This window comes from Kosakonia pseudosacchari, assembly GCF_015167415.1.
Classification (GTDB): domain Bacteria; phylum Pseudomonadota; class Gammaproteobacteria; order Enterobacterales; family Enterobacteriaceae; genus Kosakonia; species Kosakonia pseudosacchari.
The window spans coordinates 1281352-1303028 of record NZ_CP063425.1; the positions used below are offsets into that span (position 1 = coordinate 1281352).

Annotated in this window: 14 protein-coding genes; 9 read left to right on the top strand and 5 right to left on the bottom strand. The window is 55.0% G+C overall.

The features are described 5' to 3' along the window. Positions 1-39: 39 nt before the first annotated feature. On the top strand, positions 40-372 hold the full coding sequence (locus IP581_RS05930) for a helix-turn-helix domain-containing protein (protein ID WP_086871323.1): 333 nt from the start codon (positions 40-42) through the stop codon (positions 370-372). 80 nt (positions 373-452) lie between these two features. On the opposite strand, the gene ompC is transcribed toward IP581_RS05930, so the two are convergent. Beyond that, positions 453-1580, bottom strand: a complete 1128-nt coding sequence (gene ompC / locus IP581_RS05935; protein WP_086872126.1) for a porin OmpC — start codon at positions 1578-1580, stop codon at positions 453-455. A gap of 680 nt (positions 1581-2260) precedes the next feature. Between ompC and IP581_RS05940 the strand changes: the two genes are divergently transcribed. Beyond that, the gene (locus IP581_RS05940; protein ID WP_193821978.1) at positions 2261-3151 is read left to right on the top strand and encodes a LysR family transcriptional regulator; all 891 of its coding nucleotides are present in this window, start codon (positions 2261-2263) and stop codon (positions 3149-3151) included. On the opposite strand, the gene IP581_RS05945 is transcribed toward IP581_RS05940, so the two are convergent. The 3 genes from IP581_RS05945 to IP581_RS05955 form a co-directional block, all read right to left on the bottom strand. Then, complete coding sequence (locus IP581_RS05945) at positions 3117-3575, bottom strand: winged helix-turn-helix domain-containing protein (RefSeq protein WP_097400527.1); 459 nt, start codon at positions 3573-3575, stop codon at positions 3117-3119. The two genes, IP581_RS05940 and IP581_RS05945, sit on opposite strands and share 35 nt — an antisense overlap. Positions 3576-3670: 95 nt before the next feature. After that, entirely contained in the window at positions 3671-4906 is a 1236-nt protein-coding gene (locus IP581_RS05950) for an EAL and HDOD domain-containing protein (protein WP_097400528.1), read from the bottom strand. 594 nt (positions 4907-5500) lie between these two features. Continuing rightward, on the bottom strand, positions 5501-6265 hold the full coding sequence (locus tag IP581_RS05955; protein WP_193821979.1) for an SDR family NAD(P)-dependent oxidoreductase: 765 nt from the start codon (positions 6263-6265) through the stop codon (positions 5501-5503). A 186-nt stretch (positions 6266-6451) separates the two neighbouring features. On the opposite strand from IP581_RS05955, the gene IP581_RS05960 reads away from it, so the two are divergent. The 3 genes from IP581_RS05960 to IP581_RS05970 all read left to right on the top strand — a co-directional run bounded on the left by IP581_RS05960 (position 6452) and on the right by IP581_RS05970 (position 10622). Beyond that, positions 6452-7789: an aspartate aminotransferase family protein gene (locus IP581_RS05960; protein WP_193821980.1), complete on the top strand. Its 1338-nt coding sequence runs from the start codon at positions 6452-6454 to the stop codon at positions 7787-7789. Between the two features lie 159 nt (positions 7790-7948). After that, the gene (locus tag IP581_RS05965; RefSeq protein WP_097400531.1) at positions 7949-8662 is read left to right on the top strand and encodes a GNAT family N-acetyltransferase; all 714 of its coding nucleotides are present in this window, start codon (positions 7949-7951) and stop codon (positions 8660-8662) included. A 280-nt stretch (positions 8663-8942) separates the two neighbouring features. Further along, the gene (locus IP581_RS05970) at positions 8943-10622 is read left to right on the top strand and encodes a methyl-accepting chemotaxis protein (RefSeq protein ID WP_097400532.1); all 1680 of its coding nucleotides are present in this window, start codon (positions 8943-8945) and stop codon (positions 10620-10622) included. Positions 10623-10783: 161 nt separating this feature from the next. On the opposite strand, the gene IP581_RS05975 is transcribed toward IP581_RS05970, so the two are convergent. Next, positions 10784-13057, bottom strand: a complete 2274-nt coding sequence (locus IP581_RS05975; protein WP_193821981.1) for a TonB-dependent siderophore receptor — start codon at positions 13055-13057, stop codon at positions 10784-10786. 252 nt (positions 13058-13309) lie between these two features. Here IP581_RS05975 and fes point away from each other — a divergent pair, with 252 nt between their 5' ends. The 4 genes from fes to IP581_RS05995 all read left to right on the top strand — a co-directional run bounded on the left by fes (position 13310) and on the right by IP581_RS05995 (position 21567). Further along, positions 13310-14521, top strand: coding sequence for an enterochelin esterase (gene fes, locus IP581_RS05980; protein WP_193821982.1), 1212 nt, complete (start codon positions 13310-13312; stop codon positions 14519-14521). A gap of 28 nt (positions 14522-14549) precedes the next feature. After that, positions 14550-14753, top strand: a complete 204-nt coding sequence (locus IP581_RS05985) for an MbtH family protein (RefSeq protein WP_193821983.1) — start codon at positions 14550-14552, stop codon at positions 14751-14753. A gap of 10 nt (positions 14754-14763) precedes the next feature. Next, positions 14764-18651, top strand: a complete 3888-nt coding sequence (gene entF / locus IP581_RS05990) for an enterobactin non-ribosomal peptide synthetase EntF (protein WP_193821984.1) — start codon at positions 14764-14766, stop codon at positions 18649-18651. 117 nt (positions 18652-18768) lie between these two features. Beyond that, entirely contained in the window at positions 18769-21567 is a 2799-nt protein-coding gene (locus IP581_RS05995) for an RHS repeat domain-containing protein (protein ID WP_193821985.1), read from the top strand. The last annotated feature ends 110 nt before the right edge of the window (positions 21568-21677 follow it).

Genomic DNA, 21677 nt, shown 5'->3' on the forward strand with positions numbered 1-21677 from the left:
GCTAAGGTGAATGCTCCTGTTCTCAAGGAGGTTTCAACCATGGGTATGCAACACGCGGTGATTCTTGAGATCCAGCAATGGATTGACGATAACCTTGAAAGGCCGCTACGGATCGAGGATGTCGCCACGCGGGCGGGATATTCAAAATGGCACCTTCAGCGCCTGTTCCAGCAAGTGTTTCAGATACCGCTCGGCATCTATATCCGCGAGAAGAAGCTGGAAAGCGCCGCGCATGAGCTGCTGGCGACGGAACAGTCGATTATGGCTATCTCCACCAAATACGGTTATGACTCGCAGCAGACTTTTACACGCACCTTTACGCGCAAATACCAGATGCCGCCCGGCGTCTGGCGACGCCAGCATCAGCGCTAAGGAAAAGTAAGCGTAATGAAAAAGAAACGCGCGGGGAATGAAGGTGGATAAAAGGCGGCCGGTGCCGCCTTTTTGCTGGTTTAGAACTGGTAAACCATACCGACTGCCACCACGTCATCGGTATTGATACCGGCGGCGGTGGTGAATTTATCTTCATCAATCAGGTTGATTTTATAATCAACAAACATGTTGAAGTTCTTGTTGAAGTAATACGTGGCGCCGAGATCGACATATTTCTCGATATCCTGATCGCCATATTTATCGCCCGCGCTATTGCTGCCAATATTTTTCCCTTTCAGCGCGTTATACGCCACGAATGGCTGCAAGCCAAAGTCGAACTGATAGCTGGCGTATGCTTCAAAAATCTGCGATTCGTTGGCGTAGCCGTAAGCGGTCGTTGTATCGGAAGCACTGCCGAAACGCGACGCGTTATAAGCCTGAGTAAACATCGCCGCCAGGTAGATATTATTGGCGTCATATTTAATTGCGCCAGAATAGGCTTCGGCGCGATCGCCATCGCCGAGAATATTGGTGGCGGTATTTTGTTCGTCGGTACGTTTAGCACTGGTCATGGCACCGACAACGCTTACGCCTGCGCCGATGTTATATTCCACGGATAAGCCGTAACCGTCGCCGTTTTGACGTAATACATTTCGACCCGCGCCGGATTCGCCGCCGCCATCATTTTTACCCTGGTATTGCAGGGAGAAATTCAGGCCGTCAACCAGGCCGAAGAAATCCGTATTGCGGTAGGTCAGCATGCCGCTGCCACGGCTGAACATAAATTGGTCGGAACCGTAGGTCATGCCATCGAACTCTGGCTGCATATCGGTATAACCGAGGGAGTCATATAAGACACCTTTGTTACGGCCATAATCCACAGAACCGTAATTGGCGAATTTTAACCCGGCGAAGCCATAACGTGTGCGTGGCGTATTGGTATCACCTTCCGATTTATTGGCGTCAATATGCATCTGCCACTGGCCGTAGCCGGTCAGTTGATCATTAATTTGTGTTTCACCGCGAAAGCCAAGACGCATATAAGTTTGGTCGCCATCCCAGCCGCTGTTATCAGAAAAATAATGTTCTGCTGATACCAAACCATATAAGTCTAACTTATTACCATCTTTATTATATATTTCCGCCGCCTGTACTGACGAGCACAGCACCGCAGCAGAGACGAAAAGACTCAGTTGAGAAATTTTCATAGAAATAAACCCTTGATGTTTGCCACTGTGTTTTTTAATAACAACAAGAATACGTTACCACTTATGAGGGTGGCTCATGGATTATTCAGGTTGTAAGATATTGTTTATCACCTGAGTTATTCCGGTGTAAATATTTAAATTCTTTTTAGCACATATTGACAAATATCGGGTGGAACTTTTTTTGGGGCTATTTTTAATCGCACAGATCGCTAATATCAACTCGCGTTTTATCGGTTAACGTTAAGACGCTTTATTAACCTCATTGCATTTTTTGTGTCTACTGTTACTTTTTTCTCTATCCGGGGGGAATACCCCCGGCTTTTATTGGCAAAATGTGCGATTAAATATGCAGGTTAATTAAGAGGTTATTTTAAACGGGTGCCAGAAGCGGGTGTTTAATTATTAAATATCCGCCGCTGCTGCATGGTTAATTTTAAGAGAGCTTCTGCGTTTTATACGTGGCGAATAATAAAGCGTATTGATTAAGTAATAGGGTTCATTGTGGTTATGAGCGTAATTCATTAAAAGAAAGGTCGCTGGCGTTTATTAACATAAAAAGAGGTGACCTGCTTCACGATCGGAGCCCTTTTGTCGGGGGATTGGTGAATTATAGACATATATTTAAAGACAGCCGACGTGTAGCATAAACGCTATTTTCATGGTCTGGTCACGGAGCGGAAATGCTGAAAGATAATTTTAACGATCTGTTCTATTTAATTGTGGTGGCCCGCGAACGCAGCTTTACCCGCGCGGCAGCAAAATTAGGTGTCTCGCAATCGGCGCTCAGCCATGCCATTCGCGGGCTGGAAGAACGTCTGCAAATTCGGCTGCTTACCCGTACTACGCGCAGCGTCGCCCCCACCGATGCAGGCGAGGCATTAATAAATAGTATTGGCCCGCGATTTAAAGAGATTGAGGAAGAACTGATTGCGTTAACCGATATGCGCGATCGCGTTGCCGGCAATATTCGTATCACGCTTGGTGAGCACGCGTTGCATTCTACGGTGTGGCCAGCCATTAAGCCTTTTTTAGACGCTTACCCTGACGTGAAAGTGGAATTAACCATCGATAACACCCTGACGGATATTGTCAGTGAGCGTTACGATGCCGGTATTCGCCTTGGTGAACAGGTTGCCAGAGATATGGTCGCGGTGCGTATAGGTCCGGACTGGCGCATGGTGGTGGTTGGCGCGCCAGGATATTTTTCCCGTCATGGTAAACCGCAAACACCGCATGATTTACAGCATCACAACTGTATTAATATGCGCCTGCCGACGCTCGGCGGGCTGTATGCCTGGGAATTTTCTAAAGATGGCCAGCCAATGCGCGTGCGCGTGGAAGGGCAATTAACCTTTAATAACCTGGCCGCCAGAATCAAAGCGGCAACCAGCGGTATGGGGCTGGCTTTGGTCCCGGAAGATTGCGTGGCGCAGGCTGTCACCGAAGGCAAACTTGAAACGGTGCTCGACGACTGGTGTGAACCGTTCCCCGGCTATTATCTCTATTATCCCAGCCGCAAACAGCACACCGCCGCGTTTAGCTTATTGATTGATGCGCTGCGTTACGCTTAATTGTCTGGTTTTCCAGAACGGGATAATCACCCGCGCGTTGTTGCTGAAAAAACGTCTCCCGGCAATAAAGCGTTAGCACCTTTTGCGGCGGGATAAGATACCCTTTCCCGGCCATGCGCAGAATAAAGTCGTCGGGTAAACCGAATACCGCCAGTTTACGCTTCAGGTTGTTCATCACTTGCCATAGTCGCTGGCTTGAGCAACTTAATCCGTTATTTTCCCATACCTGAATCTGCAGCGTTTTGTCGGCCACAATATTCCCCACGGCGTGCGCCAGCAGGTAGGTCAGCAGGTTGCTCATGGTGTTACGTAAATAAGTGCAGCTACCGGGGATCGCGCAGGTAGTCAGACTTTGCTTATAAGGCACGAATTCCACCTGATATTCGTTGCCGAGGCGATATCCATATACCGTTAACTTTTCCATGATGTACGTCCAGTGATCAGCCGAGTGAAACAAAGCAGCGGTGTGAATAACACCCTACTGATTAAATCGGCTGTCTGGCGCGAAAACTGAAATGATCAGCTAACGTCTGACGGGATACTGTTGGTCCATTTGGTGGCGGCTTTAATCAGCTCTGCCACCATGCTGCGGTTAAAACCCAGCCGATGACCGAGCGCGCTGACCTCTTCCCAGTTGTGATTTTCGTACAGCTCAATCAGTTGCAGGTAAGGGTAGAGCGGGCCTTTTTGCTCTTTAAGCGCCATCATGACGCTGGCGGAGATATCAATCTGGCTTAATAAATCTGCCATCGGCATTTCAAAAATGCTGTCGAGCTGTGAAAACAGACCGACGATAAACGCGTCATCGGCAGCGTGACGGCTGATGGAGTGCGCCGAGGCCAGCTCGCAAAACTTGGCGCGAACCAGGCTCTGGTAGTAAATATCGTCGGTCTTTACTTTGTTGACCGAGGTCAGGCAGGACACCAGGACAAAGCGGCGTAACTCGTTGGTGCCAAGATAAAAAATGACGTCCTTTAACGACTGGCTGCGGAAATTTTTAATCCCGCGCGCATTGAACACAATATTTTGCGCATAGCGCATGATCTTAAACGACAGCGCCAGATCCTGCTTCAGCAGAGCTTCGATTCGGCCAAAATCCGGCGAGTCGGCATTCACCTCTTTCATCAGTTTTAAGGTGATTTCCTGATTCTGAAACAGTTTATTGGCTGAATGGATCACCGGCTTGCTGAAAAAATGCCCCTGAAACAGCGTGCAACCCATGTTACGAAAACACTCGTACTCCTCCTGGGTTTCCACCTTTTCGGCAAGAAATAGGGTGTCTTTCAGCAAATGGGCTTTGTCATTGAGATAGCCGCTAATCTCGTCGGGCGTATTTTCCCGCACGTCAAATTTGATGATGCTGATATAAGGTAAAAACGCGTTCCAGGTGTCGCCCAAGGCGAAGTCATCCAGCGCGATGCGAAAGCCTTGCGCCGCGAGTTTTTTTACCGTGTTGAGCAACTGAGGCGTGGGTTTGGCGGTTTCGAGGATTTCCACAATCACGCGGTCTTTCGGCAATGTTTCCGCCATCCCCTGCACCAGCAGTTCATAGGGGAAGTTAACAAAGATCGCGCTGTACTCTTTCAGGCGGCCCAGCGGCGCGCCGAGAAACTGTTCGACAATAATTTGGGCAGTGGCGTACTCCGGCGTAACGTCGGGGAACCGGTTCGTCATACTGTCTCTGAACAACAACTCGTAACCGACTGTGTTCATATTTGCATCAAAAATCGCCTGCCGGGCGACAAAAGAGAACATGCGATACTCCACTTACAGATGCCTGCAAATCTTAAAATAGTCGGTAAAACGCAAATCTGAACCGGTCAATCCGCGCCATTTTTACGCAGGGTAAAATGGAAGCCTGGACGAAAACGGGAAAGACGCAAGTCGGACTCAGGGAAGGCAGTATCTTTTGTAAACGTCTGAAGGATTTAAGTCAAATTCCGAATGGCGCAATCATAACGCATTGCCTCTTTTATCGACAATGGTGGTGAGAAATCCACCAATTTTGCGCTCGCATCGCGACAGGCGTCACGCTTCGTCTGTTTTTTTGGGCGCGCAAATGGTCAGGCGTTGCTGGCGAGTGAGCGTCGTCACGCGGGTTTACGCGACGATCCGGCAAATTATGACCAGCATCAAAAAACCGAAAATTGCAACGAAATAGCTATTGTTAAGAACATTCCGATGGACTATCGTGGTCTCACCCCATAAAGAGCTAACGCCACCTAAGAGTGAGTGCCGGAGATAAGCGCCGGGCGGGGTAAAACGATTAAACACCCAGGAAAAAAGAATAAAAGCAGGCCCCGGCATTTATGCCGGGGCGTTTTATTTTATGGCTCAGTACAATCCAGTTTAATCCCGGTCGATGGCAAACGGCTGCCAGGCCTGGCGCACCGGCATCACTTCCACGCGGTTAATATTCATATGATCCGGCAGCGTGGCGATGTAGAACATCTGCCCGGCAATATCCTGCGCGCTAAGCGGCGTTGTGCCGCGATACAAATTATCAGAAGCCGCCTTGTCGCCTTTGGTGCGGACCAGGGTAAATTCCGTTTCGGCAATTCCCGGCGCAAGATCGGTTACCCGCACGCCCGTTCCCAGTAAATCGCAGCGCAGGTTGTAGCTAAATTGCTTCACAAAGGCTTTGGTCGCGCCATACACATGGCTGCCGGGGTAGGGCCACTGTCCGGCAATAGATCCAATATTGATAATCGATGCCCCCGCACCATGCGCAATCAGCGTTGGCAGCAGCGCGTGTGTCACATTCACCAGCCCGGTGACATTGGTATCGATCATCGTTTGCCAGTCCTGTAACTCCACGTTCTGGGCGGGCTGCGGGGCGAGCGCCAGCCCGGCGTTGTTGATAAGCGTGGTGATATCGGCAAATTCCGCCGGCAGTTCGGCTACCGCTTTTTTTACCGCGGCGTTATCGCGTACATCCAGTTCAATAATGTGCACCGGCACTTTGCCATGCAGCCGTTCTTTAAGATTTTCCAGACGCGCAAGCCGACGCCCGCTCAATACCAGCGCCCATCCGGCGTCGGCAAAAACCTGCGCCGCCGCTTCGCCAAATCCGGAGGTCGCGCCCGTAATGAACACCACGTTTTTCGCTGCCATTGTTTTTTCCTCAGTTGTGCAGGTTTAGTGCGCCACTATAAAAACCCTCACGCCTGCCAGACAGTGCCAGTTGCGCCACTGGCGTGTGACACGGGTGTCACATCCCGCGAAGCCGACTGGCTCTACCCGCCTCTTTATGGCGCGCAGCATGATGCAGACAACAACAACGGCATGAGAGGATCTGGCATGAAACTGGCACTTCACAACGAGATGGCGATAACGAACGACGATGTGCGTCAACTGGACCGGTCATATGTGTTTCATTCATGGTCGATGCAGGGCAACCTCAACCCGTTGGTGATTGCCGGGGCGCAAGGCTGCGAGCTGTGGGATTACGACGGTAACCGCTACCTCGATTTCAGCAGCCAGCTAGTGAACGTTAATATTGGTTATCAACACCCGCGCGTGCTGGCGGCGATGAAAGCGCAGCTGGAAACGCTGGTCACCATTGCGCCGGCCACCGCCAACCTGGCGCGTGGCGAAGCGGCAAAACGCATTGTGGAGCTGGCGCCGGAAGGTTTCAGTAAAGTCTTTTTCACTAACGCCGGGGCGGATGCCAACGAAAACGCCATCCGCATGGCGCGACTGTACACCGGGCGCGACAAAATTTTCTCTGCCTATCGCTCTTACCACGGCAACACCGGCAGCGCCATCGCAGCGACCGGCGACTGGCGGCGTGTGCCAAATGAGTATTCACGCGGGCATGTTCACTTCTTTAACCCGTACCTGTATCGCAGCGAATTTAATGCCAGCAGCGAAGCCGAAGAGTGCGAACGTGCGCTGGCGCATCTGCGCCGCATGATTGAGTGTGAAGGGCCGTCGTCGATTGCGGCGATCCTGCTGGAGTCCATTCCTGGCACGGCGGGCATTCTGGTGCCGCCAGCGGGATACATGCAAGGCGTGCGCGCGCTGGCTGATGAGTTCGGCATTGTGCTGATCCTTGATGAAGTGATGGCCGGTTTTGGCCGTACCGGTAGCTGGTTTGCTTTCGAACAGGATGGCATCGTGCCGGATTTGATCACCTTCGCCAAAGGGGTAAATGCGGGCTATGTGCCGGCGGGCGGCGTGCTGATTTCCGCGCCTATCGCTCACTATTTTGACGACCATTTCTTCGCCGGTGGGCTGACATACTCCGGGCATCCGCTGGCGATGGCGGCGATTGTCGCCACGCTCGATGCGATGAAAGAGGAGAACGTGGTGCAGAATGCGGCAGAGGTTGGCAACGGTGTCCTGCGCCCTGCACTGGAAGCGCTGGCAGCAAAACATCCGCTGATTGGTGAAGTACGCGGTCGCGGCATGTTCCAGGCGCTGGAACTGGTGAGCAACCGTAAAACCAAAACGCCTTTAACCGCGTCAGAGATGGCAGCGATTAAGGCGGCGCTCACCGGAGCCGGATTGTTAACTTTTGTTGTCGAAAACCGCATTCATGTAGTGCCGCCTTGCATAATGAGCGCGAAAGAAGTCCAGCAGGGAATGGCCATTTTTGACCAGGTTTTGGCGCAATTTGGCCACTTTAGTCAGTAAGTGTAAAGGCATCAGACTATTCTGATGCCAAATCTAGTCAGTCCTCTGATTTCAAAGACTTTTTTCTCCACTTTCCCACCAATTTTAGGCACTATATTCCGGGCTTAACTGCTGTTAAAACACTCTTTTCTGTTTAACTTTTTTGCCTGGGAGAAAAAAGTGCCGGAATTGAATCATTATGGTCAAACCGTCGGTGACATGTTGCCGCACTGGCACGGCGTCCAGCCGCTGCCGCGCAGCGTGTTGCACGGACAATATTGTCGGCTGGAACCGCTTGACGCCAGAGTACACACACACGATCTTCTGCGCGCTTACTCTCAGGCGCAAAACGAGGCTGACTGGACATGGCTGGCAGGTGAGCGCCCACAAACGCTGGACAACATGGCGCAGTGGGTGGTGGGTAAAATGATCGACACTACCATCGCGCCCTTCGCTGTCGTGGAGTGCGCCAGCGGTGAGGCGCTCGGCGTTGTCGCCTGGCTTGCCATCAATACACAAAATGGCTCGGTGGAAATCGGCCACGTCACCTGGTCACCGCGCATGAAAAACAGCGTGCTGGGAACGGAAGCCATCTGGTTAATGCTGCGCCACGCTTTTGCCTGCCACTACCGCCGCGTGGAGTGGAAATGTGACACGCTCAACGTCGCGTCCCGCCGCGCCGCTGAACGTCTCGGTTTTAGCTGGGAAGGGCGTTTTCGCCAGCATATGGTGCGCAAAGGGCGCAACCGCGATACCGACTATTTATCCATGCTGGATAGCGAATGGCCGCAGCGCGACGCGGCGATTTCCGCCTGGCTGGCGGCCAGTAATTTTGACGAGCAGGGCAGGCAAAAACAAAAACTCAACGCCTTCTTTGCTCCCTCGTCATCTTAATGAACGTGGCATCGGTATCCGCCGATGCCCCCGCTTTACCCCTTCCGCACCACGCAACTCGACATCTTTTACCGGCGTAATCGCCTGCCAAATTACCACTTTACTTCCGTTTCAAAAGTTAAGCCACGGTAAACAACGTGTTATCACCATTTCAATGGAAAGGTTATTGCCTTACTTCTTTTTATTCTTAATTAACCCGCAAACTTAGCCGATGGGGTTTATGACAGCGAGGAGATCGCTGCTTTAAAACGTTATTTCACAACTATTTACCGGGGTTTTTATGCACTTTATTCGAAATCTAAAAATCAAAGTCGCGATGCTGGCGATTCTGGTGATTTTCACTTTGCTCTGGGGCGGTGTCTCGTTTTATTCGTTACATGCGTTGAGCGCCTTAACCGATGAAGTGGAACTCACCAACGTTCAGCAAATTAACGGCGACATCATCAACAACGCCAGCGATCGCTATTACCAGGTCAAACTGCTGATGGACCGGGCGTTGGTTTTCCAGGCCAATAACGATACACAAAACTATCAGCAAACCCTCGATCGTATCGGCAAAGATATCGATTTTCTGCAAAACGGTCTGAATCAGTTCAAAGTGACCGATCATGCGAATATCAGCACCGAGGCCATCGATAATATCTATAACAGCTCGTTGAACCTGTTTAATCAGGCCATTACGCCGATGTTCGCCGCCCTTAAAGCCGACAATGCCGAGAGTTATAACCAGTTGTCGAAAGCGCAGTTCAGCCCGCTGCGCAGCGGATTCTCACAGGCGATTGTCGCGTACAACCAGCAAATTCACGAGCTGAAATCCGCCGCTAACGCGCGTATTGCCAGTTGGGTTTCGCTGACGCGCGCCATCATTATCATCGCCATGATCATTGGCCTGGCGATGCTGGTGATGTCCGAGCGCTACCTGGCGCTGTGCCTGGCGCGCTCGCTGGAGTGGGTTAAGCAACATCTGCAGGTGTTGTCGGTGGGCAAGCTGGATAAGCCGACAAAAGATCTGGGCAACAACGAAGTGGGGCAACTCATTCCCTATCTGGAAACCATGCAGAACAACTGGGTGAACACCGTTACGCAGATCCGTAACAGCGCGGGTGAAATTTACCAGGGGGCGAGCGAAATTGCGTCCGGTAACACCGATCTCTCTTCTCGCACAGAAGAACAAGCCGCCGCGCTGACGCAAACCGCTGCCAGCATGGAAGAGCTGAGCGCGGTGGTCAAACAGAACGCCGACAACGCCAGCGAAGCCAGCAACCTTGCACAGGTGGCGTCAGCCGCTGTGAACAAAGGTGAAGAGCGCGTGCAGGCGGTCATCGCCAGCATGAAAAATATCACCAACAGTTCGCAGAAAATAACCGATATCATTAACGTCATCGACAGCATTGCGTTCCAGACCAATATCCTGGCGCTCAACGCCGCCGTTGAAGCGGCGCGTGCCGGTGAGCAAGGGCGCGGGTTCGCTGTAGTCGCCAGCGAAGTGCGTAATCTGGCGCAGCGAAGCGCTGGAGCCGCGAAAGAGATCAAAGTGCTGATTGATGAGTCGGTCACGAACGTCAATAACGGTTTTGACCAGGTGACGTTGACCAGCGAATCGATGGACAACATCCTGCGTTCCGTCACCAGCGTAACGGATATCATGGGCGAGATCGCCTCGGCATCCGTGGAGCAAAGCAAAGGGATTAGTCAGGTTGGCACGGCGATTTCGCAAATGGACAGCGTGACCCAGCAGAACGCCGCGCTGGTGGAAGAATCTTCCGCCACTTCCGCTTCGCTGGAGCATCAAGCGTTCCAGTTAACGGAAATTGTCTCGGTGTTTAAACTGCCGGGCGATGCAGATCAGGGGGCTACCGGCAAACCGTCAGCGGCTGCGCCAAAAGCGGGGAAAGCCTTGCGCCGACCTGCGCTTGCAGGCGGCAGCAAAGCGCCGGAACATGACTGGGAAGCGTTCTGATAAACCCTGCCCGGCGGCATTGTCCGGGCAATAGATAAATCCGGCACGCGCACCGTTTCAGGTGGCGTGCCGTTTTCATTTTGCCATCGCTTAATAACGTAAGTGCCCTTCTCCCCGTGGGAAGCGGGGGATCTTCCGGCGGGGGAGAGGGCGGATAGCGGTTAGAAGCGGGTGTTTACCCCCATGTACCAGGTGCGGCCCGACTCGTTATACGTTGCAGCACCTGCACCGTACATCCAGTTTGCGCCGCCGCCGGTGGTTTGCGCGTTGCCTTCGCGCCAGTGGCGTTTATCGAACACGTTGCTGACACCGCCCGTCAGGCTGACGTTTTTGGTCACGTCCCAGGTGCCGCTCAGGCCAACGATGCTGTACGGGCTCACTTCGTTGGTGGCGGAACCGGTCACGCGGTTACCTTTGTAGTCATATTTCTTCGGCTGCTGTTTACCGTACCAGGTAAAGGTCGATTGCAGTGAAACATCCTGGGTAACCTGCCAGCTCAGCGTGGAGTTCCAGGTGTATTCCGGAATGATCGACAGACGTTCGCCGGTGGTTTTGTTTTTGCTTTGCAGCATGTAGGTGACATTGTTGGTCCAGTTTACCGTCTCGCTTACCGGCACATTCAACGCACCTTCTAACCCTTCCACCACCGCTTTCGGCACGTTATCCCACTGGTAGATATAGGTGTTCAGGGTGGACTTACCGCTGGTGATGGAGGTTTGTCCCACCGGCGAATAGCCCGACTCAATCTTATTGCGGTAGTCGTTACGGAACCAGGTCACGCCAGCCAGCCAGCCGTCACGTTTGAACTCCAGACCAATCTCTTTATTGATGCTGGTTTCCGCTTTCAGATCGTCGTTGCCTTGCAGATAACAGCCGATGTCTCTGCCGTTGGCATCCACGGTGACCGCGTAGCAACCCTGACCACGGCTGTAGAGAATGTAGTTCGGGTTGGTCTGGTACAGGCTCGGTGCTTTATAAGCACGGGCGATACCCATTTTCAGGGTGAAGTCGTCGCCCAGGCCCTGAGACAAGTTCAGCGACGGGCTCCAGTTGTTGCCCACGATGGTGTGGTGGTCGAAGCGCAACGCAGGCGTCAGCATGGTGCTGTCGGTCAGCTCAATGTTGTCTTCGGCAAACACCGAGAAGATATCCGCATCGGAATAGGGGCTACGGCCGGTGCTGCTGTAACCGGGAATATTACCGCCCATAAAGGTCTGCGTATTCGAGGTGTAATCTTTCATGCTCTGATGATCCCACTCGGCGCCGAGCGTCAGGTTCTGCTTGAACAGCAGTTCAAACGGTACGCTCGCTTCGCTGTGCAGCAACAGATCGCTGTAGTCGATATCGGAGAATTTTTGCGCGTTGAACAGACCTTCCGTACCGCCCGCCAGCCCTTCCGGGATGCGCGAGTTACGGGTGTGTTCATAGCGTACCCAGTTGTTGGTGGTGACGCCGTTATCCCAGCCGCCGGTCCAGGTTGCCGAATAGTTCTGGCGATAAAGGCGGTTGGTCTCTTTGCCATAGTTATCATTGACATAGTTATTGGTGCTGCTGTCGTTGTTGGTGTTCTGCGTATCGCCCGCGTAGAGGTTGCCCTGGCGGCTGTAGCCGGCCTGCAACTCCAGGGCCTGCATTGGGGCAAAATCCCAGCGCACGACGCCGGTAATGTCTTTGTTGATCGAGCCTTCACGTCCGGCAACGACAGTGTTGGCGTAAGTTCCGGTACGTTCGGACTGGTGATCTTTGTTGATGTCCTGCGCATCGGCCTGGGTTTTGGCGAGGTTGCCATACAGGCGGAAGCTAACATCGTCGCCGAGCGGGCCGCTCAGGCTGAAGTTGGTACGTTTGGTTGAACCTTCATCTTTGTGTTCCGGCGCGTTGAAATAGCTATTCCACGAACCGTGCCATTCGCCAGTATTCTCTTTTTTGGTGATGATATTCACCACGCCGCCTGCCGCGCCGTTACCGTAACGCGCCGCCGCCGGGCCGCGAATCACTTCGATACGCTCGATCATTTCCGGCGGCACCCAGTTGGTGTCACCGCGGCTGTCGCGCTCGCCGCGCCAGCCAAGCCGCACGGAATTGCGGCTGGTAACGGGTTTTCCATCCACCAGAATCAGGGTGTTTTCCGGACCCATGCCGCGAATGTCGATCTGGCGGTTGTTCCCGCGCTGACCGCTGGTGGCGTTACCGGTTAAGTTCACGCCCGGCATGGTACGGATAATTTCGGAGACATCACGGGAAGGCGGGTTCTTACGAATTTCGTCGGCCGTGATGGTGGAAACGCCCGGCGCCTGCAAGTTTTGCTGCTCAGCCGTGACGACAATCGTCTCTTCGCCAGAGGCGGCGCGGGTTTCGGCCGCGAACGCTGGCACAGCAACGCCGTAGATCCCCAGATTGACCAGAACGGCCAGGGATTTGATTTTGTTATTCATTGTTGTTCCTGCTTTTCGTCGCCGCATCCCCGCTAGTCCTTTCCCAGGGGAGAGGAGGCGGCATAATGAAGCCAGCGCGGAGCGAGGCGCTCAGTCCTGAGAAAATTCGCCCACGGCGGCCGTTTTAAGTGAAAGACGCGCTTCCCACAGCGCGCCAATACGCTATTGCAAATGAAAATAGTTATCAATAATATTATCGATATTTTTTGATCTGCAAGCAAAAATTTCCACAGCATATTTGAGGTTAAAGCCGTGACGTCAACAACGGGAAGTGATGCCTGGTGGGAGTCAAAACAGGGGCCCGAATGGGTCAAAAATGCGCAGGGAAATTATGAGGTCACATTCTGGTGGCGCGATCCCGCCGGGACAGAAGCAACCTCGCGCGTGCGGTGGGTGTGGATCTACATTACCGGCGTGACCGATCACCATCAAACATCGACGCCGCAATCGCTGAGTCGCATTGACGGAACCGATGTCTGGTACTGGGAAACCACCCTTGCCGCCAGCTGGCGCGGCAGTTATTGCTTCATTCCTTCGCACAACAGCGACGATTTTTCCGCCGACGTTTTTACCACTACGCCGCCGGATCGCACTGCGCTGCGCGAAGGCTGGCGCAAGTTGTTAGCTCATGCGATTGCCGATCCGCTCAATGCGCAAAGCTGGCGCGGCGGGCGCGGGCATCCCGTTTCAGCGCTGGAAATGCCCGATGCGCCGTTGCAGCCAGGATGGCGTGAAACACAGACGCCGTTCAATGCGCCGCAGTGCCTGCAATGGCGCAGCACACTCCTCAACACTACGCGGCGCGTCTGGATCTACACCACCGGTAGCGGCGAGAGCGCCGAACGGCCGCTGGCGATCCTGCTCGACGGGCAGTTTTGGGCGCAAAGTATGCCGGTATGGCCCGCGCTGGCTGCATTGACCAGCGCCGGGCAACTGCCGGAGGCGGTGTATGTGCTGATCGATGTGATTGATAACGCCCACCGCAGCCGGGAGTTGCCGTGCAATGCCGATTTCTGGCTGGCGGTACAAGATGAGTTATTGCCGCAGGTTCGTGCCATTGCGCCGTTCAGCGACAACGCGGAGCACACCGTGGTGGCCGGGCAGAGTTTTGGCGGCCTGTCGTCACTGTATGCCGCACTGCACTGGCCGCAGCGGTTTGGCTGTGTGTTGAGCCAGTCTGGATCATTCTGGTGGCCGCATCGCGGCGGCGAGCGCGACGGCATCATTATCGAACAACTTAAAAACGGTGAGTTGCACCCGCAGAGCCTGCGCATTGTGCTGGAGGCGGGCGTTCGCGAACCGCTTATTTTTCGCGCCAACGAGGCGCTTTTTCCCCTGTTACAACGCACACAGCAGTCGGTTTTCTGGCGTCAGGTTGACGGCGGACACGATGCGCTTTGCTGGCGCGGCGGGTTGACCTCCGGGCTTATCACCCTCTGGCAGCCGCTTACCCGCGCTTGTTAATCGCGCCTTTTCACGACAGGAGTTTGCTATGGAATTCACCAACCCTTTCGATAACCCGCAAGGGCAATTTTATATTCTGCAAAATACCCGGCGGCAGTTCAGCCTGTGGCCTGCGCAGTGCGCGCTTCCCGATGGCTGGAATGTTGTCTGCGAGCCACAACCGCAGGGTGCGTGCGACACCTGGCTGGCGGCAAACTGGCAAACATTGACCCCGGCGCACCATGCGCAATGAGGAGCGGAAAATGACCCAACGTTTACCGCTGGTCGCCGCACAGCCGGGGATCTGGATGGCGGAAAAGCTCTCAACCCTGCCCAACGCCTGGAGCGTGGCGCACTATGTGGAACTGAAGGGCGATATCGACGCCGCGCTGCTGGCTCAGGCGATTGTCAGCGGTTTGTCGCAGGCCGACACGCTGCGCATGCGCTTTGAGGAAGAGAACGGCGAAGTGTGGCAGTGGGTAGATGAGGCACATGTCTTTGCCCTGCCGGAGATTGTTGATTTGCGTGACAACGGCGAACCACACGCCGCCGCATTACAGATAATGCGGGATGACCTGGCGCAAAACCTGCGCGTGGAGAGCGGCAATCCGCTGGTGTGCCACCGGCTGTTACGCGTGGGCGAGCAACACTGGTACTGGTATCAGCGTTATCACCATTTACTGGTCGATGGCTTCAGTTTTCCGGCCATTACCCGCCAGATTGCGGCCATTTACAGCGCATGGCGGCGCGGTGAGCCCACACCGACATCTCCCTTTACACCGTTTGCCGGAGTGGTGGAAGAGTATCAGCGCTACCGCGAAAGCGACGCCTGGCAGCGCGATCGCGCTTTTTGGGCACAGCAGCGCAGCGCGTTACCCTCTCCGGTCTCCCTTTCCGACACGCCACTGCCGGGGCGCGCGGTAACAACCGACATTCTGCGTCTCAACGTGTCGATGGATAACGGGGCATTTCGCCACCTAACCCAGGCTTTTAGCCACCATTCACCCGCCGATCTGGCGCTGGCGCTGGCCGCACTGTGGCTGGGGCGACTGTGCGGGCGCACCGACTATGCCGCCGGATTTATCTTTATGCGCCGCATGGGCTCGTCGGCGTTAACCGCCACCGGGCCGGTGCTCAACGTGTTGCCGCTGGGCATTCATCTGGATGGCACACAAACGCTCTCCGCGCTGGCGACAACGCTTGCAGGCAGCCTGAAAGCGATGCGGCGCCACCAGCGTTATGACGCCGAGCAAATTGTGCGCGACGCCGGGCGTGCGGCGGGCGACGAACCGCTTTTCGGTCCGGTGTTTAACGTCAAAATGTTCGATTACCAGCTGGATGTGGACGGCATTAAAGGCACCACGCACACGCTGGCGACCGGGCCAGTCAACGATCTGGAGATTGCCCTGTTCCCGCATGAAGAGGGCGGTTTATCGCTGGAAGTGCTGGCGAACCGCAGCCGTTATGATGAAGCGACGTTAAAAGCGCATGTCGCGCGTCTGGCGCACTTGCTGAACCAGTTTGCTGAAAACCCGCAGTTACGCTGCGGCGACGCGGATTTGCTCTCTGTGCGGGAAGCGCAGCGGCTGGCAGAGATTAACGATACCGACAAGATGCTGCCGACCACCACCTTAAGCGCGCTGGTTGCCGCACAGGCGGCGAAAACGCCGGATGCGCCCGCGCTGGCTGATGCGCAGTGGCAATTTACCTACCGCGAAATGCGCGAGCAGGTGGTGGCGCTGGCGCACCAGCTTCGCCTGCTTGGCGTACAGCCCGGCGACAGCGTGGCGGTGGCGCTGCCGCGCTCGGTATTCCTGACGCTGGCGCTACACGGCATTGTCGAAGCGGGTGCAGCCTGGCTGCCGCTGGATACCGGTTACCCGGACGAGCGGCTGAAAATGATGCTCGAAGATGCCAGACCGCGTTTGCTCATCACCGCGCAGAACCAACTGGCGCGCTTTAGCGATATTCCCGCGCTTCGCCATTTCTGCTACGAAACCCCGCTGGCAACCCACGGCAGCGACGCGCTCAACCTGGCTCGCCCGGCGCATACCGCGTATATCATTTTCACCTCTGGCTCCACCGGGCGGCCAAAAGGGGTGATGGTCGGGCAAACCGCCATCGTCAACCGACTGCTGTGGATGCAGGAAAGTTACCCGCTCAGCGCGCAGGATGTGGTGGCGCAGAAAACGCCGTGCAGTTTTGACGTGTCGGTGTGGGAGTTCTGGTGGCCATTTATCGCCGGGGCAAAGCTGGTGATGGCGGAGCCGGACGCGCATCGCGATCCGCACGCGTTGCAGGACTTTTTTACCCACTACGGCGTGACCACCACGCACTTTGTGCCGTCGATGTTAGCCGCGTTTGTCGCTTCACTAACGCCGGAAAGCGCAAAGCGCAGTTGCCGCACGCTAAAACAGGTGTTCTGTAGTGGCGAAGCGCTGCCTGCCGATTTGTGCCGCGACTGGCAGCAGCTGACCGGCACGCCGCTGCATAACTTGTATGGTCCGACCGAAGCCGCTGTAGACGTGAGCTGGTATCCCGCATACGGCGAGGCGCTGGCGGAGGTACGCGGCAACAGTGTGCCGATTGGTTTCCCGGTGTGGAACACGGGTTTGCGCATTCTGGATGCGATGATGCGCCCGGTGCCGCCGGGCGTGGCGGGCGATCTCTACCTCACCGGCATTCAACTGGCGCAGGGCTATCTTGGCCGCCCGGATCTCACCGCCAGCCGCTTTATCGCCGATCCGTTTGTCGCTGGCGAGCGCATGTACCGCACCGGTGATGTCGCGCGCTGGCTGGAAAACGGTGCGGTCGAATACCTCGGGCGCAGCGACGACCAGTTGAAAATTCGTGGCCAGCGCATTGAGTTAGGCGAAATCGACCGTGCCCTGCTGGCGCTGCCGGATGTGGCTCAGGCGGTGGCGCATGCCTGCGTCTTTAACCAGGCCGCCGCCGGTGGCGGCGATGCGCGTCAATTAGTGGGGTATGTGGTTTCTGCCTCCGGGCAGCCTCTGGATACACCGGCGCTGCTGGCGCAACTGCGTGAGCAACTGCCGCCGCATATGGTGCCGGTAGTGCTGGTGCAACTGGACGCGCTGCCGCTGAGCGCCAACGGTAAGCTCGACAGAAAAGCGTTGCCGCTGCCGGAAGTGGCGGTGCAGCAGGGCGGCCGCCCGCTCAACGCCGGGATGGAAACGCTGATCGCGCAGGCATTTTCCGGTTTGCTCGGATGCGAAGTGAACGACGCGCAGGCAGATTTCTTCGCGCTGGGCGGTCATTCGCTGCTGGCAATGCGCCTGGCGGCGCAACTGAGCCGCGAGTGCCAACGGCAGGTTACGCCGGGGCAGATCATGGTCGCTTCCACGGTAGAAAAACTCGCCGCCTCGCTGGAAGCGTCCCTTTCGGCGGAACAGGCCGGGCGGCTTGGGATGGAAACGCTGTTGCCACTGCGCGAAAGCACCGGGCCCACGCTGTTTTGCTTCCATCCGGCGTCCGGTTTTGCCTGGCAATTTAGCGTGCTCGCCCGTCACCTTGCGCCGCGCTGGTCGATTATCGGTATTCAGTCGCCGCGACCGGATGGCCCGCTGCAACAGGCCTCGACATTAGACGAAGCCTGTGAGCAACATCTGGCGACGCTGCTGGCGCAGCAGCCGCACGGGCCGTATTACCTGTTGGGCTATTCGCTCGGCGGCACGCTGGCGCAGGGCATCGCCGCCCGTCTGCGGCAGCGGGGTGAAGAGGTGGCGTTTCTTGGCCTGCTCGATACCTGGCCGCCGGAAACGCAAAACTGGGCAGAAAAAGAGGCAAACGGGCTGGATGCGCAAGTGCTGGCTGAGATCGAACGCGAGCGGCAGGCGTTTCTCGCCGCGCAGCAGGGGCAAGCCTCTGGCGAGCTGTTCCCGGTTATCGAGGGTAACTACGCCGATGCGGTTCGCTTGCTGACTACCGCCCACAGCCTGCCGTTTGATGGCAAAGCCACGCTGTTTGTTGCCGAGCGCACATTACCCGCAGGCACCGATCCGCACACCGCCTGGGCACCCTGGGTTCGCGTACTGGAGGTTTACCGTCAGGATTGCGCCCACGTGGAGATTATCTCGCCGCAGGCGTTTGCGCGTATCGGGCCGGTGCTGAGGGAAATTTTAGGAGAATAAGCGGCATCAGGCCCTTTGCCATTAAAGGGCCTGCATTGTTGATTATTTCCGCAGTGATTGTTTTTTTTATGCTTATAATTTGAACAGATTGTTCCATAACTACTCTGGAGAAAATCTGTGAACATTTCACTTTTCAGCAAAACCCCGACCGTCATGGTGCTTGATAATCGTGCCCTGATAGTGCGCGAAATGGCATATCACCGCCATCCCGACTCCCCCGATATTACCGACGAACGCATTATCCGCCATCAGTTCAATGCGCGCGGTTTTCCCGCGCAGAGTGCCGACCCGCGCCTTGCGGCGGCCGGGCTGGTGAATTTTGGCTTTATCAGCGACCTCGACGGTACGCCGCTGCGCACGCAAAGTGCCGATGCCGGAACGACGGTGGCACTGAACGACGCCGCCGGGCGGGCTTTTTTGCAGGTCAGCAATATTGGCACAGGTAACGAACGCAGCGCCGCCGTGACCCGTACCTTTCAGTATGAAGATGCTGGTCTGCCGGGACGCCCGTTGAGCGTGACCGAGCAGGGAAAAATCAGCGAGCGCTTCGTCTGGGCCGGTAATTCGGCTGATGAACAGAACCACAACCTCGCCAGTCAGATGGTCAGCCACTATGACCCGGCAGGTCTGCTTTCTACGACCAGTTTTTCCCTGAGCGGCGTGCCGCTTTCCGTCACCCGCCAGCTGCTGCCGGACGGTACAGAAGCCGACTGGCAGGGGGCGGACGCCTCCGCGTGGAACGACCTGCTGGCGGGCGAAACTTACACCACTACCAGCACGGTGGACGCCGCCGGGAATGTGCTCACCACTACCGATGCGAAAGGCAATATGCAGCGCGTGGCGTATGATGTGGCAGGTCTGCTGAAAGGCAGCTGGCTGACGGTGAATGGCGGTTCCGAACAGATTATCGTGAAATCCCTGACCTGGTCCGCTGCCGGACAGAAGCTGCGCGAAGAGCACGGCAACGGTGTGGTGACCACGTATTCCTACGAAGCCGAAACCCAGCGGCTGGTGGGGATTAAAACCGAGCGCATTACAGCCGCGAAAGTGCTGCAGGACCTGCGGTACGAGTACGACCCGGTGGGCAATGTGCTGGTCATCACCAACGATGCTGAGGAGACGCGTTTCTGGCGCAATCAGGAAGTGGTTCCCGAAAACCGCTACGCCTACGACAGCCTGTACCAGCTTATCAGCGCGACCGGGCGCGAAATGGCAAACGCGGTACAGCAGGGCAGCAGCCGGCCTGATTTCTCCTCTTTTGACGACGCCACCTACACGAATTATTCCCGAACTTACACCTACGACAACGCCGGTAATCTGACGAAAATTCAGCACAGCGCGCCCGCATCCGGCAATAACTACACGACATCAATTACCGTCAGCGACCGCAGCAACCGCGCGGTGCTCAGCACGTTTACGGAAAACCCGGCCGATGTGGAGGCGCTGTTTACCGCTGGCGGTCAGCAGAAACAGCTTTTACCGGGGCAGACACTCCAGTGGACGCCGCGCCAGGAGCTGCAGCAGGTCACGCCCGTCACCCGCGACGGCGCAGCCGACGACAGTGAAAGCTACCGTTACGACGCCGCCAGCCAGCGCATCGTCAAAATCACCTCACAGCTGACCGGCAACAGCACACAGACAAAACGGGTGATTTACCTGCCGGGGCTGGAACTGCGCAGCAGCGCAGCCGAAGAATTGCAGGTAATAACCGTTGGCGTGGCCGGCCGCGCGCAGGTACGGATTTTACACTGGGAAAGCGGGCAGCCTGACGGCATCAGCAATGACCCGATTCGTTACAGTTACGACAATCTCATCGGTAGCAGCAGCCTCGAAGTGGACAGCAGCGGCGAGTTAATCAGCCAGGAAGAGTATTACCCGTTTGGCGGCACGGCACTGTTCGTCGCCCGCAGCCAGATGGAGGCAGATTACAAAACGATTCGTTACTCCGGCAAGGAGCAGGACGCAACCGGGCTCTATTACTACGGCTACCGCTATTACCAGCCGTGGGCGGGGCGGTGGCTCAGTGTTGACCCGGCAGGTACGGTGGATGGACTCAACTTGTTCAGGATGGTCAGAAATAATCCTGTGACGTTAAACGATCCCGATGGATTTAATTCGGAATTACCCGTTGATATAAAGGATATTGGTATAGAATTTGAACGTAAAAATGCGGTTTCAGTTCTGAAAGAGGCCATTGCGAAGCTCCAGCAAAAAAAATTAACGCCAGAAACAAAACGGAGGATAAGAGAAATATATCAAGGAGCAACCTCAAGAAAAAAAGTGAAAACATCACGGTTTCGCGGCGAATTGCTCGCACGCTTTGAATTTATGCTCAATAAACTTAAGGAAGCGCCATTTGCTCATGATTCAGACGAGCAAAGAACAGGAGGGGGGGGCGTTGCATACGTACTGGCTGATAGCAAAGTTGAAGCGTGGAATAAAAAGATATATATCACTAAACATTATATAGAGACAATGGGGCTAACATCTAATATTGCCGTCCTTTTACATGAAACGTCTCATTTTCATGGTGTTCCTCGTTCTGGGAAATGGGCAGAGTTATATAAGGACAAGGGGACTCAGGATTATTTTTATCGAAAGGTGACGTCATCGAATGATGTGGATGTCGTAGTTCGCGAAATGATTTCTGACTTTAATCGTTGGTACTCCAATATGGATGAAGTTTTACAACTTGGCATGCACAAAAGAGATCCGGGATTAAGCCGACTTAAAACCGCACTACATAATGCAGATAATATCGCAGCAACTGCATTAAGTTTAGGTCGCGAGAAATTAAGACCAGCAAAGACTTTTGATTTCCACTCTCGGCATCCAATTATTCAAGAATACCTTGCTAAGAAAAATGCATTAATTGAAATGAAAGCAAGTAAGCAACGTGTCATTAACAATGAGTAGCATGGTTAATGTGAATGAGTTTTGTGTTTTTTAAAAAGCGGTGCTGTTTATTGAACTGCGCCGCTTCTTATTTTTATGCATATAAGTTGACTTCAGTAAATATTCACCAC